14 protein-coding genes are annotated in these 13195 nt (G+C 60.3%); 6 read left to right on the forward strand and 8 right to left on the reverse strand.

What is annotated here, in order from left to right; all coding sequences use genetic code 11:
• The first annotated feature begins 6 nt into the window (after positions 1-6).
• Positions 7-1671 (forward strand): putative bifunctional diguanylate cyclase/phosphodiesterase, encoded by a 1665-nt coding sequence (locus MKI83_RS02925; RefSeq protein WP_241583259.1) that lies wholly within the window; start codon positions 7-9, stop codon positions 1669-1671.
• Here the strand turns inward: MKI83_RS02925 and MKI83_RS02930 are convergent.
• Positions 1627-3039, reverse strand: a complete 1413-nt coding sequence (locus MKI83_RS02930) for a NorM family multidrug efflux MATE transporter (RefSeq protein ID WP_241583260.1) — start codon at positions 3037-3039, stop codon at positions 1627-1629. The genes MKI83_RS02925 and MKI83_RS02930 overlap by 45 nt on opposite strands.
• Positions 3040-3152: 113 nt before the next feature.
• Between MKI83_RS02930 and MKI83_RS02935 the strand changes: the two genes are divergently transcribed.
• Positions 3153-4088, forward strand: a complete 936-nt coding sequence (locus MKI83_RS02935; protein WP_241583671.1) for a LysR substrate-binding domain-containing protein — start codon at positions 3153-3155, stop codon at positions 4086-4088.
• Here the strand turns inward: MKI83_RS02935 and MKI83_RS02940 are convergent.
• Both MKI83_RS02940 and MKI83_RS02945 read right to left on the reverse strand, forming a co-directional pair.
• The gene (locus MKI83_RS02940; RefSeq protein ID WP_241583261.1) at positions 4077-5567 is read right to left on the reverse strand and encodes a YifB family Mg chelatase-like AAA ATPase; all 1491 of its coding nucleotides are present in this window, start codon (positions 5565-5567) and stop codon (positions 4077-4079) included. The two genes, MKI83_RS02935 and MKI83_RS02940, sit on opposite strands and share 12 nt — an antisense overlap.
• A gap of 28 nt (positions 5568-5595) precedes the next feature.
• Positions 5596-5862: an accessory factor UbiK family protein gene (locus MKI83_RS02945; RefSeq protein ID WP_241583262.1), complete on the reverse strand. Its 267-nt coding sequence runs from the start codon at positions 5860-5862 to the stop codon at positions 5596-5598.
• Between the two features lie 408 nt (positions 5863-6270).
• On the opposite strand from MKI83_RS02945, the gene glnK reads away from it, so the two are divergent.
• The 4 genes from glnK to MKI83_RS02965 all read left to right on the forward strand — a co-directional run bounded on the left by glnK (position 6271) and on the right by MKI83_RS02965 (position 9092).
• Entirely contained in the window at positions 6271-6609 is a 339-nt protein-coding gene (gene glnK / locus MKI83_RS02950) for a P-II family nitrogen regulator (RefSeq protein ID WP_241583263.1), read from the forward strand.
• 209 nt (positions 6610-6818) lie between these two features.
• Positions 6819-8069 carry an ammonium transporter AmtB gene (locus MKI83_RS02955; protein WP_241583265.1) on the forward strand — a complete coding sequence of 417 codons (1251 nt, stop codon included), beginning with the start codon at positions 6819-6821 and terminating at the stop codon, positions 8067-8069.
• A gap of 156 nt (positions 8070-8225) precedes the next feature.
• Positions 8226-8654: a secondary thiamine-phosphate synthase enzyme YjbQ gene (locus MKI83_RS02960; protein WP_241583267.1), complete on the forward strand. Its 429-nt coding sequence runs from the start codon at positions 8226-8228 to the stop codon at positions 8652-8654.
• Positions 8655-8738: 84 nt separating this feature from the next.
• Entirely contained in the window at positions 8739-9092 is a 354-nt protein-coding gene (locus MKI83_RS02965) for a hypothetical protein (protein WP_241583269.1), read from the forward strand.
• Positions 9093-9328: 236 nt separating this feature from the next.
• Here MKI83_RS02965 and MKI83_RS02970 read toward each other — a convergent pair whose 3' ends face one another.
• The 5 genes from MKI83_RS02970 to MKI83_RS02990 are packed head-to-tail and all read right to left on the reverse strand — an operon-like array spanning position 9329 to position 13160.
• Positions 9329-10600 carry a dihydroorotase gene (locus MKI83_RS02970; protein ID WP_241583272.1) on the reverse strand — a complete coding sequence of 424 codons (1272 nt, stop codon included), beginning with the start codon at positions 10598-10600 and terminating at the stop codon, positions 9329-9331.
• Between the two features lies 1 nt (position 10601).
• Positions 10602-11606: an aspartate carbamoyltransferase catalytic subunit gene (locus MKI83_RS02975; protein ID WP_241583274.1), complete on the reverse strand. Its 1005-nt coding sequence runs from the start codon at positions 11604-11606 to the stop codon at positions 10602-10604.
• 10 nt (positions 11607-11616) lie between these two features.
• Positions 11617-12141 carry a bifunctional pyr operon transcriptional regulator/uracil phosphoribosyltransferase PyrR gene (gene pyrR / locus MKI83_RS02980; protein ID WP_241583276.1) on the reverse strand — a complete coding sequence of 175 codons (525 nt, stop codon included), beginning with the start codon at positions 12139-12141 and terminating at the stop codon, positions 11617-11619.
• Positions 12142-12165: 24 nt separating this feature from the next.
• The gene (ruvX, locus tag MKI83_RS02985; protein ID WP_241583278.1) at positions 12166-12597 is read right to left on the reverse strand and encodes a Holliday junction resolvase RuvX; all 432 of its coding nucleotides are present in this window, start codon (positions 12595-12597) and stop codon (positions 12166-12168) included.
• Positions 12597-13160: a YqgE/AlgH family protein gene (locus tag MKI83_RS02990; protein ID WP_241583280.1), complete on the reverse strand. Its 564-nt coding sequence runs from the start codon at positions 13158-13160 to the stop codon at positions 12597-12599. Before MKI83_RS02990 ends, ruvX begins: the two co-directional genes overlap by 1 nt.
• Positions 13161-13195: the final 35 nt, after the last annotated feature.

A 13195-nucleotide genomic window follows, 5' to 3' on the forward strand; every position in this document is an offset into this window, starting at 1 on the left:
GGTTGTTTGTCGCTGAGTCCTGCGGTTACGCACCTGCTGTTGTTGGCTCGTGAGCCACATTGGGCGCAACGCTTAGGCGAGTTGCTGGGCCCGCGCTTGGCTGCACGCTTGATTACCGCGCCCAATTGGGAGGCCGCCAGCAGCTTGCTGGACGAGCGCCCCGGCATCTTGTTGTGTACGCCGCAATGTCGTCCGCCCGCCGCCGCGTGTAACTGGCCCTTGGTGCTGCTATTAGACAACGAACCCCTTTCGCCCCCGCGCGATGCCAGCGACTGGCTGTCTAGCGACCATTTAACCCGTGATGCCGTGCAGCGCTGCCTGCGTTATGCCTGTGAGCGCTTTAGTTTGCAGCAGCGCTTGCAGCGTTTAGCCGGGCGCGATGCCCTAACCGGGGTGATCAACCGGCAAGGTTTTCAGGCGCTACTGAATGCCCGTCTGGCGGAGACTGGCGGGGAAGGTTGGTCGTTGGTGCATTTGGATATCGACCACTTTCATCAAGTGAACGAGCGCTGCGGCCATCGTGGCGGCGATAGTTTGATTCAGCAGCTGGCGCAGCGCCTGCAAGAGTCCATCGGCCTCGGCGATACCTTGTCGCGCTTAGGCAGCGATGAGTTTGCCATCTTGCTGGATGTGCGCGGCGAGCCCAGTCGCGGTGAGCGGATGGTGCAATTGCTGCAGGATGAGCTGTCTGCCGCGTTTGAGGTCGAAGGTCAGCCGCAGTTGCTCAGCTGTAGCTTGGGCCTGGCTCATGGCTTGGATGGCATCGAGGCGGACTTGTTGTTGAGTCACGCCCACATCGCCCTGCAACAAGCGCGCAGCGTGAGCGGCACCAGCTACCGCATTTTTGATGCTCGCCACTTAGAGGCCGGTCGGAGCTTGGCCGATCTTGAGGCGGACTTGCGCCGTGCCTTGCGCCGCGATGAGCTGGAGCTGCATTACCAGCCGCGCTTGGCCTTAGATAGCGGGGCGATTATTGGTTTAGAAGCCTTGGTGCGCTGGCGGCATCCGCAGCGTGGCTTATTGCAACCGCAAGACTTTATCCCGCTGGCCGAAGAAAGCGGTTTGATTATTCCGCTGGGCTATTGGGTGATTGATCGCGCTTTACGGGACTTGCAGCTGTTGCAAGGTCAAGGGCATTTGGCCCTGCACATGGCGGTGAACTTATCGTTCCAGCAGTTCCAAGACAGCTTGTTGCTGCCCACGCTGCAGCGCCTATTTCGCGAGCGTGGCTTGCCGCACGATTGTTTTGAGTTTGAACTGACCGAGACCGCAATGATGCGCCGCAGCAGTCACGTGCTCAGCACCATGCAGGCGCTGCGTGAGTTGGGTGTGCGCTTCTCGTTGGATGACTTTGGCACCGGCTATTCCTCGTTCCAGCATTTGGCCAGTTTGCCGGTCAGTTTGCTCAAGCTGGACAAAGGCTTCGTTCAGCGCATGACCGAACAAGCCACCGACCGCCGCTTAGTGCGGGCGATGATTAATCTGGCGCATGACCTAGAGCTGCCGGTGGTTGCCGAGGGCGTGGAGAACGCCGAGCAACTAGCCCTGCTGCGCCAGTTTGGTGCTGATCAAGTGCAAGGGTACTTAATCAGTCAGGCGCAGCCGCTGAGTGAGCTGAGCCCGTTTTTACGCCGCCATGCGCTCAATCGGGTGCTGCAAGCGCAGCGCTGAGTCTGCCTGCCGCCAACGCTGTACGACGCGTTCGAATGCCACCACTAAGCCTATCGCGGTGCAAGCCAGTCCCAAGGCCATGCCCCACCAAATGCCGGCGGCCTGCCAGTGGGCGATAAAGCCCAGCGCCAGTGCGGCGGGTAAACCCAGCGCGCAGTAGCCCAAGGCGCCGATGGCAAAGCTCCAGTTGGACTGCCCCAATCCGCGCAAACAACCCATGGCGATGCACTGACAGCCATCGAATAGCTCAAACCAGGCGGCGATGGCCAACAGGCTGATGGCCAGCGTGACCAGCTCATGGTTGGCTGGGTCGTTCAGGTCAATAAACAGCCCGACCACCGCGTGCGGCCAACACCAAAACAGCACGGCAAAACCCAGCATCAACAGCGTGCCGCTGAGCAAGGCTAGGCGGCCGGTGTGCAGCGCGCGGGTCAGCTGCCCCGCACCGTAATGCTGGCCGATGCAAATGGTCGCCGCGTAACTGATCCCCACCGGCACCATAAAGGCCACGTACACCGCCTGCACGGCGATTTGGTGCGCCGCCAGCGACACCTCATTGATGTAGCCCATCGCGAGCGCGGCGCCAGTAAACAGGCTCGACTCCACCGCATAGGTGCCGCCAATTGGCAGGCCCAGCTTGAGCAGGGCGCGCATCGACTCTGCCGGCCAGCGCCACAGGCCTTGGCGCAAGGCGTAACCGGCTAAGCGGCGGCTGCGGCGCAAGAACAGGGCAAGGGCAAGGCTCATACCGATCATCACCAGCGTGGTGGCCCAGCCAATCCCTTGCAGGCCAAAGCCGGCTTGAATAAACAGGCCGTTGAGCAGCACGTTGGCCAGTGCGCCCAGCAAGGTGATGTGCATGATCGGGCCGGCGTGACCAAGGCCGCTGGCAAAGCCGCGCAAGCTGACAAATAACAAGCTGGCCGGCATGGCCCAGATCAGGCCGCTGAGGTAAGCCAAGCCACCGCTGGTGCTAGCGGGCGACAACCCGAGCAGCGGCAGTAGCCAGAACAACTGGGCCAAGACCAGCATATTGCCGCCGGCTAACAACAAGGCCATCCAGATACCCGCCTGGCTGAAGCCGCGCACGCCAGCACGATCGCCTGCGCCGTGACGAATCGCCACGCCGTTAGCCACGCCGGCCAGCACGCCGCTGGCACAGATGAATAAAAAGTTATACAGGCTGCCGCCCAGTGCGCCGCCTGCCAGTGCCTCGGCACCGAGACGACCCATCATCAGGGTGTCGGTGAAGACCATCGCCACTTGCGCCATTTGTGCCGCAATCAATGGCCCAGCCAAGCGCGCCAGCGCTGGCAGTTCAAGCTTGCTGGCTTGTTTGATGGGGGCAAGAAGATCAGTCCATGACATGGCATCACCACAGGGTGCTGAGTAATTAGGCGCTCAGTGTCCGGCGTTGAGGCTTTTCTCACAAACCGAAAAAAGCCATGCTATACATAACAAAAACTCATAGTGATGGCGTGCTGATGCGCAAGCTTCCCCCTTTGTATGCGTTGCGGGCGTTTGAGGCGGCGGCGCGGTTGTTGTCTTTTAGTCGCGCCGCCGATGAGCTGGCGCTGACGCAAAGTGCGGTCAGCCGGCATATCCGCACGCTGGAGGATCACTTTGGCTGCCAGTTGTTCGTCAGGCAGGGGCGGCAGGTCAGTTTGAGCACCGCCGGCGAGCTGCTGCTGCCGGGCGTCAGTCGCGGCTTCGATGCCTTGGAACACAGTTGCGCGCAGTTAAAGCACAACGCCAAGGTGATCCGCCTTAAAGCACCGCCGAGCCTGACCATTCGTTGGCTGCTGCCGGTGATGGCGGGGTTTCGTCAGCAATACCCTGAGTACGACGTGCAGCTGACCAGCAGCTGGATGCACAGCGACTATGTGGATTTTCATCGCGAACCGTTCGATGGCGCGGTGCTGCTACAAAACAGCGCCCCGCCGGCGGGCGTGCAAGTAACGGAGCTGTTTGCCGAGTGGTTATTGCCGGTGGCGCGCCCGCAAATGGTCGGTGAGCAGCCTTGGCGGCTGGAGGATTTACAGGCTGCCGCCTTGCTGCACCCCACGCACGATCGCCGCGATTGGCGTTTGTGGCTTGAGGGTATGGGGCTGCTGGGTAAAGTGGATCTCAATGGCGGCCAAGCCTTCGATACCATCGACTTGGCGATGGAAGCCGCTGCGCTGGGTTATGGCGTGGCGATTGGCGATTTGACCCTGCTCGCCGAAGATACCGCGTGTGGTCGTGTCGCGCTGCCTTGGCCAGTGGCCGTGGCCAGCGGTGCCCGATACGTACTGATGTTGCCCAGCGAGCGCGCCACGCAGCCGGCACTGCAAGCGTTGGCAGAGTATTTGGCCACTCAAGCGCAGCATCAGCGGTTGCCCGAAGTGGAGCGACTCAGCCGCAACTCAGTGACTTAAGCGGTATTGCAGTGCTTCGGCGAGCATGGCGCGTTGAATGTGTGGCGCATCGGCCAGATCAGCCAGCGTGCGGGCTACTTTGAGACAGCGATGACTGGCGCGCAGGCTTAAATTTAAGCGTTGGCAGGCGCTCTCAAACCAGTCGCGGTCTTCTGCGCATAGGCTGCAATGCTGTTGTAGCTCGGTGAGGCCAAGCTCGGCATTGGCCTTGCCTTGGCGTGTCAGTTGACGTTGCCACGCATGGCTCACCTGTGCGGCGGCTTCGGCACTGCTGGGAGTGCCTGGGGTATGCGCTAGGGGGCTGTGCAGCTCGCGCGGCACGTTGAGGTGCAAGTCGATGCGATCGAGCAACGGGCCAGATAGCTTTAAGCGATAACGCTGCACTTGCTCGGGGCTGCAGCGGCATTGTCCGGCCGGGTCGCCGTGATAGCCGCAGGGGCACGGGTTCATCGCTGCAATCAGCTGAAAACGTGCCGGATAGCGTACTTTCTCACGGGCGCGGGCAATCACAATCTCGCCGCTTTCCAGCGGCTCGCGCAGCACCTCCAGCACTTTGCGATCAAACTCCGGCAGTTCATCGAGAAACAGAACGCCGTGGTGCGCCAAGCTGATCTCGCCCGGCTGCGGTGAGCTGCCGCCACCCACCAACGCAGCGGCAGAAGCCGTGTGGTGAGGTTGGCGAAATGGACGACACGGCCAATGGCTGAGGCTGTGACTGGCGCCGAGTGACTGCACGGCGGCTACTTCTAACGCTTGCGCCTCACTAAGCGGCGGTAATAGCGCCGGAAGCCGACTGGCCAGCAGGGTTTTGCCGGTGCCGGGCGGGCCGCTGAACAGCAAGTTATGTCGGCCAGCGGCGGCGATTATCAGCGCGCGCTTGGCTTGTTGCTGGCCCTGCACGTCGGCGAGTTCAAGGTGGCGTTGGTCGGCCATTGGTAATCCGGCTGACTGATACGGCGCCAGCGGCGCTGCGCCATTTAAGTGCGCGCTGACTTGCAGCAGATGCTCGGCCGCGTACACCGTCAGGCCGGTGGCTAGGCTGGCTTCTTCAGCATTGGCCAGCGGCACCAGCAGGCTGTGGCCGGCATCGCGCGCGGCTAAAGCGGCGGGCAAAACACCGCGCACGGGGCGTAACTCGCCGGATAACGCCAGTTCACCTAAGCATTCCAGCGTCGTCAGTGCGCTGGCCGGCACTTGCGCGCTGGCGGCGAGCAGACCTAAGGCGATGGCCAAATCAAAACGGCCGCCGTCTTTGGGTAAGTCGGCGGGGGCTAAGTTGATGGTGATGCGTTTTTGTGGAAAGTCGAAGCCGGAGCTTTGTAGCGCGCTGCGGACGCGGTCTTTGCTTTCGCGCACCGCGGTTTCCGGTAGGCCAACCAAGCTCAGGGCGGGCAAGCCGTTGGCAAGGTGGACTTCAACGCTAACCACGGGGGCGCTAACGCCCAACTGCGCGCGGCTGTGAACGGTGGCCAATGACATGATCGCTCCTTGATCATGCCGCCGTGCTTTATTCGGGCTTTTGCGGCGGCGTCAGTTGTTGTTCCAGTTCGGCCACTTTGGCTTCCAGTGCTTCAAGGCGGCTGCGGGTGCGTGCCAGTACGGTCATTTGGCCGTCGAACTCTTCTCGGCTGACCAAGTCCAGTTTGCTGAAAGCACTTTGTAACAAGGCTTTGAGATGTTTCTCCAGCTCACCTTGCCCGCCACTTTGAGCTTGGCTGAACAGGCGTGCGGCTTGCGAACTTAAGGCATCTACAAAGGCTTTGGGTGGCAACATGGGAGGCTTCCTCGTCTAACAGCGGCGAGTGTAGCACGCGGCTGCGGGCGGACTATTAGCGCGATTGAGTGAAAAGTGTGCAGTAGTGGTGCGTGAGCAAAAATGGCGGCGCACTAGTTTGGTGCGTGCGCTGTGCTGGAAGGGTCGAGAAATACCCCGCTTTGCAGGGTAAAGCCTGTGCTTAAGCGGGTCGTAGAAAGCTGGCAAGGAACCTGCATTATCCATCGCACGGCTGTTCTGACAGGCGTAGTGCAAGCGGTAAAACACCAAAAATGCGCACGTCTTCGGCACCTTTGCCTGACCTAGCCCGGCTTAATCGCAGGGTGGCGCGTTACAAGAAGCTGTTACAGCGCTTAGACTTGTGCTCGGTTAATCCGGGGCGGGTCAACTAAAAACGGGAGAATGTTCATGAAGCTAGTCACTGCCATCATCAAGCCTTTCAAGCTGGACGACGTGCGTGAATCCCTGTCGGAAATCGGTGTGCAAGGCATCACCGTGACCGAGGTAAAGGGTTTCGGCCGTCAGAAAGGTCACACCGAATTGTATCGCGGCGCTGAATACGTCGTTGATTTCCTGCCCAAGGTGAAAATCGACGTTGCCGTCGACGACGCCCAGCTCGATCGCGTGATCGAAGCCATCAGCAAAGCCGCCAACACCGGCAAGATTGGTGACGGCAAGATCTTTGTGGTCAACCTAGAGCAAGCGATTCGTATCCGTACCGGCGAAACCGGTAACGACGCGATCTAAGTTCACCACCAGTAATACACTCCACGCCCCGGGAGCACCGCATGACTCTGCGATTATCGCAGGGCTTAGCGCCTTGCAGCCTGCAGTCCGCGGGAAGCCGCTTTCGAAGCGTGGAAATGGGGAGTTTCCCCACTCATTTTTGGGAGCGGCGTCAGCTCTGCTGATGCCTTAACGAAGCGCAATAAGCGCAACGCAAGAGGTACTCCGCGATGGAAAACACTGCTGTGATTCCGATGCAATATGCGTTTGATACGTTCTACTTTCTGGTTTGTGGCGCCCTGGTCATGTGGATGGCGGCGGGTTTCGCCATGCTTGAATCTGGTTTGGTGCGTTCCAAGAACACCACTGAAATTCTGACCAAAAACATCGCCCTGTACGCCGTGGCGTGTGTGATGTACATGCTGGTCGGTTACCACATCATGTACTCCAGCCCAGAAGGCGGCATTCTGCCGAGCTTGGGTTTCTTGATTGGTGATGAAAACACTGCTGACGCCGTATTGGGCGGTGGCGATGACGCGCCTTACTACTCCAGCCGTTCGGACTTCTTCTTCCAAGTGGTGTTCGTGGCCACTGCGATGTCGATCGTTTCTGGTGCCGTGGCTGAGCGTATGAAGCTGTGGGCCTTCCTGGCCTTCGCCGTGGTGATGACTGGCTTCATCTACCCGGTTCAGGGCTTCTGGAAGTGGGGTTCGGGCTTCCTGAACGCTCAGGGCTTCCTCGACTTCGCCGGTTCTGGCGTGGTGCACATGGCAGGTGCTTCGGCTGCTCTGGCTGGCGTGCTGCTGCTGGGCGCTCGTAAGGGCAAGTACGGCGCTAACGGTCAAGTGAACGCGATTCCGGGTGCCAACCTGCCGATGGCGACACTGGGTACATTTATTCTGTGGATGGGCTGGTTCGGCTTTAACGGTGGTTCGCAGCTGAAGATGAGCGACATCGACAACGCTAACGCCGTGGCCAACATCTTTGTTAACACCAACATGGCCGCTGCCGGTGGCTTGATTGCTGCGCTGGCGATTGCTCGCATCATGTTTGGTAAGGCCGACCTGACCATGGCCCTGAACGGTGCGCTGGCAGGCCTGGTGGCGATCACCGCTGAGCCGCTGACCCCGACTGCCATGCAGGCAACCTTGATCGGTGCTGTGGGTGGTGTGCTGGTAGTGTTCTCTATCCTGACTATGGACAAGCTGAAGATCGACGATCCAGTCGGTGCGATCTCGGTTCACGGTGTAGTAGGTATCTGGGGCTTGTTGGCCGTAGTGCTGACTAACGGTGACGCGAGCTTGGGTGCTCAGCTGCTGGGTATCGGTGTGATCTTCGCTTGGGTATTCGGCGCAAGCTTGCTGACCTGGTTCGTGATCAAGCTGGTGATTGGCCTGCGTATCTCTGAAGAAGAAGAGTACGAAGGTGCCGACTTGGCCGAGTGCGGTATGGAAGCCTACCCAGAGTTCACCCGCAAGTAAGCGGTTGTTCTAGGGGTACGAAAGGGGGCGCTGCGGCGCCCCTTTTTCTGTGCCGGCATTAATAACACAAAGCCTCTAAATCAGCGTTTAGGGGCTTTTCTGTGGCGGCGAGTTGGCTAAAATGCGCAGCATTGCCAGTCAGTAGGTGGGCCGCGTATGTGGCAGCAGGTTGAAGCCAGCTTGCGCGCACGGTCGCGCGGTTTTCATCTGATCGATGATGAGCTTCAGCAAGCGCTGGCGCGGCTAAAGCCGGTGCGAGTGGGCCTGCTGCATGTGTGGCTTAAGCACACCTCGGCCTCGTTGAGCGTGAATGAAAACGCAGATCCGCTCGTGCGGGGTGACTTGGCGCGCTTTTGCGCGCGTCTGGTGCCTGATGGCAGTCCGTACTTCCAGCACACCTACGAGGGGGCTGATGACATGCCGGCGCATGTGTTAAGTGCGCTCTTAGGTTGCAGCGTGCAGCTGCCGATAAGTAATGGGCGGCTGGCGTTGGGCACGTGGCAAGGGGTGTATTTGGGGGAGCACCGTGAGCATGCCGGCATACGTCGCGTGCTCCTGACCTTAAATGGCGAGCCGATGAGTTAAAAATGGGTGGTCAGACTTGCATGCAGCGTCTGACAGTCTATAAACAGCAATTACGTAAGACCGAGTCACAAGAAGGTTGTGAGTATGAAAGACGACGATATCGAACAGGATGACGCCGAGCTGGAAGACGGCGACGACGATACCCTGGATGACGCAGGCGACGATGATGATGTCGACGGCGCCGATGATTATGAGGGTGATGATGGCGATGATGCGGATGGCGCAACGCCTAGCGCCAGCAAGAAGAAAAAGAAACAAGCGGCCGGTGATGACGATGAAGGTCATTCACTCGCGAGCAAGAACCGTGAGCGCGACGCGTTAGAAGCACAAATTGCGGAGTTTTTGGCGCGCGGCGGCAAGGTTGAAGTGGTTGGCGATGATGTCAGCGCGGACCCGCCGAAAAAGCCCGCGGTTAAATACGGTAGCCGCCCGATCTAAACGCTCTGTACCAGTGCACAGCGGTTGCATGCCATTGACTAACCCTCGCTTTTAGCGGGGGTTAGTCGTTTTTGGATGAGCCAGTTGTTGTGTGTGGTTGTTAGGTGCTGCGGCTTGAAATGGTTGTCACTCGGTTCGATCCGCAGCAAAACGAGTTAAATACTCAGTGATTACCCAATAAAAACGGCACGCCTTGGCGTGCCGTTTTTATTGGGTAAGCGTTATGGGCAAAAGGTTTAGCGCTGAAAGCTGATATGCCCGTCGACCAAGGTGTAGCGCACGGTGCTGGGTAGGCAGTGGCCGTGGAAGGGGCAATTTTCACCTTTGGAAAACCATTGCTCGCCGGCCAAGGTCGTGGCTTGTGGGTCGAAGATGACTAAGTCGGCGGCCTCGCCTACGCCGAGTTTGCCGGCGGATAGGCGCATGGCCTGTGCTGGGCCAAGGCTTAGGCGTTTGAGCAGCTCTGGTAGCTCCAGTAGGCCGTCTTGTACCAGTGTCATGGCGAGTGGTAAGAACAGCTCGGCGCTGCTGATGCCGGGCTCGGTAGCGCCGAATGGTGCGCGTTTGACGTCACCTTCGTGCGGTTGGTGGTGGCTGGCGATGGCTTGCACTACGCCGGCGCGCACCGCTTCGCGTAGGGCTTGGCGGTCGGCGTTGCTGCGTAGCGGTGGCTGCACGTGATACAGGCCGGAGAAGCTGTTGAGTGCTTCGTCGGTGAGGATCAGCTGGTACAAAGCGACGTCTGCCGTGACTGGCAGACCGCGCGCTTGTGCTTGGGCGATCATTTCCACACCGCGGGCGCTGGTGAGTTGGCTGAAGTGTGCGCGTACGCCGGTCTGCTCGACCAGCAACAAGTCGCGCGCCAGTGCCACGGTTTCAGCGGTTTCCGGAATGCCCGGCAGGCCGAGGAAAGCCGCTGTGGGGCCTTCGTGCGCTAAGCCGCCGTCAGCCAGATCATGATCTTGCGAGACAAACACCACGGTCAGGTCGAAGGTGGCGGCGTACTCCAGCGCGCGGCGCAGTACGCGGGTGTTGCGAAATTGGCTGAGGCCATTGGTGAAAGCCACACAGCCGGCGTCGCGTAGCGACACCAATTCACTCAATTGTTCGCCAGCTAGCCCCTTAGACAGTGCGCCGAGGGGGAAGACTTTGGCGTGGCCGGCTTCGCGGGCGCGGTCCAAAATCAGCTCGGCCACGGCGGGGGTGTCCAGCGCGGGGCGGGTAAACGGCGGGCAGCACAAGCTGGTGGTGCCGCCGGCGGCTGCGGCGAGTGTTTCGCTGGCGATATTACCTTTGCGGCCAAAGCCGGGCTCGCGCAGGGCGCAGGATAAATCCACTAAGCCCGGGGCAATCACTAAACCGCTGCAGTCGAGCATGCGCTCGGCGGTGAAGCCGGTGGGGGCGTTGCCGAGGGCCAAGATGTGGCCGTCTTGCAGGTGCACGCTAACGTGTTGGTCCAGTTGGCTGGCGGGGTCGATGACGCGCGCGCCTTTGAGGGTCATTCGCATGTCAGACCTCGCTGTCTTGGTCGAGTTGGCGTTGGGTTTTTTGCCCGCTCATGGCCATCGCCAGCACCGCCATGCGGATGGCAATGCCATAGGTGACCTGGTTGAGGATCACCGATTGCGCGCCGTCAGCCACGGCGGATTCAATCTCGACGCCACGGTTGATGGGGCCTGGGTGCATCACTAGGGCGTCGGGTTTGGCCAGTGCTAAGCGCTGCTGGGTGAGGCCGTAGAGACGGAAAAACTCGCCTTCGCTGGGCAACAAGCCGCCTTGCATGCGTTCTTTTTGCAGGCGCAGCATGATCACCACGTCGACATCTTTTAAGCCAGCGGCAAGGTCGTGGAAAACGCGTACGCCGTATTGCTCGATACCGACCGGAATCAGCGATTTGGGGGCGATGACGCGGATGTCGGTGCAGCCTAAGGTACGCAGCGCCAGCATGTCGGAGCGCGCCACGCGTGAATGCAGAATATCGCCGACGATCGCCACCGATAGACCGCTAAAGTCGCCCTTGTGACGACGAATCGTCAGCATGTCGAGCATGCCTTGGGTCGGATGGCTGTGGCGGCCGTCGCCGGCATTGATCACGGCAACATCAGGGCAGACATGCTCGGCAATGAAGTGTGCGGCACCGGAGTCGCCGTGACGCACCACGAACATGTCGGCGGCCATGGCCTCAAGGTTGCGCAGGGTGTCGAACAGGCTTTCGCCTTTGCTGGTCGAGCTGGTGGAAATGTCGAGGTTGATCACGTCGGCTGACAGGCGTTTGGCTGCTAGCTCGAAGGTGGTGCGGGTGCGGGTGGAGTTCTCGAAGAACACATTGCACACCGTCATGCCACGCAGCAGCGGGACCTTTTTTACCGAACGCGCGCCGACTTCGAGGAAGGAGTCGGCGGTATCGAGGATTTCCGTCAGCAGTTCACGCGAAAGGCCGTCGATGCTGAGATAGTGTCGCAGCTGACCTTGGTCGTTCAGCTGCAGCGTCTGGGCGGTCGAAAGAGCAAGCATGGCGTTGGGCTCAGTCAGTCACGGCGCCAAGCTGGCGCAGTTCGAGGGACAAGGGTTGGGGGCCGCGCAATTTTACCCGCTGATCGGCCGGCAGGGACAGGCGCAATGCGGTGACGTCGGCGCGAATCGGTAACTCGCGCGCGTCGAGTTCGATCAGGGTGACGAGGGTTACGCTGGCCGGCCGGCCATAGTCGAACAGCTCGTTTAGCGCGGCGCGAATCGTGCGGCCACTCATCAAGACATCGTCGATCAGCACCAAATGCTGGCCTTCGATATCAAACGGTAGCGCTGATGGTTGTACCTGCGGGTGGAGGCCGTTTTGGGTGAAGTCATCGCGGTAGAACGACACGTCAAGGGTGCCCAGTGTGGCGACGTCATGCCCCATCTCAGTCAGCAAGGCTTGTGCGACCCAAACACCGCCGGTGCGAATGCCGACAAATTTAGGCTGGGTCACGCCGCGAGTGGCAAGGTGCGCGGTGAGTTCAGCGGCCAAGGCGGGGATTAGCTCGGCAGGGGTGGGCAGCGTTTGACTCATGGCAGTTCCTTGGCGCGGGATTAATTAGGCGGTGCAGTGGTTGTCTAGCCAGCCTTGTAGCATCAGGGCGGCGGCCAGCGCATCAACGGGGCGCTCACGAAAGCCGTCGCGTTGGCCGTGTTGCAGGCGCTGGCCTTTGGCGGCAAAGGTGGTCAGGCGTTCATCGTAGCTGTGTATGGGCAGGTTGAAGCGGCCGTTGAGGCGGCGGCCGAACTTGTCGGCGCGTTCGCTCATTTCACTCCGACTGCCGTCCATGTTGAGCGGTAGGCCGACGACAAGGGCGTCCGGTTGCCATTCTTTCAGCAGGCGTTCGAGTTGTTGCCAGTCGGGCACGCCGTCGCGCGCTTTGATGGTGCACAGCTCGCGGGCTTGACCGGTGATGAGCTGGCCGACGGCAATGCCGATCTGCCGTGTGCCGTAGTCAAAGCCGAGCACTAAGCGCAGCGGTTTGTCCATCAGGCGTGGCCTGCTTGGCTAGAGAGTAGGCTCAGCTCAATGCCGAGGCTGTGTGCGGCGGCCGCCAAGCGGGCGTCGGGGTCGACTTCAAACAGAATCGGCAGGGTGGCGGGGCAGGTTAGCCAAGCATTATCGGTCAGCTCGGCTTCCAGTTGGCCGGCTTCCCAGCCTGCGTAGCCTAGGGCGATGAGGCTTTGTGCGGGGCCCTTGCCTTCGGCTAAATCGAGCAGCACGTCTTGCGAGGTGCTGAGGCACACTTGGCCTAGATCCAGCGTCGATTGGTACTTGTGGCTGGCGCTGTGCAAGACAAAACCACGGTCGGTTTGCACTGGGCCGCCGGCAAAGATCGGTTGTTGGGTTTGCGTGGCAATAATGCTTTCGGCGGCTTCTAGCTGCTGCAGGATGTCGCCAAGGTCTAAGCCGCTCAGGCGATTGATGATGATGCCCATGGCGCCATCGGCCGAGTGTTCGCAAATGTAGGTCAGAGTGTGCGCAAAGTTCGGGTCAGCCATGTGCGGCATGGCGATCAGGAAGTGGTTGCGCAGATAGGCAGTGTTGTTCATGCGCTTAAGTGTGGCGTCTCGTTGCGGGTTGAACA

It is taken from the genome of Atopomonas sediminilitoris, from assembly GCF_022601735.1.
Taxonomy (GTDB): domain Bacteria; phylum Pseudomonadota; class Gammaproteobacteria; order Pseudomonadales; family Pseudomonadaceae; genus Atopomonas; species Atopomonas sediminilitoris.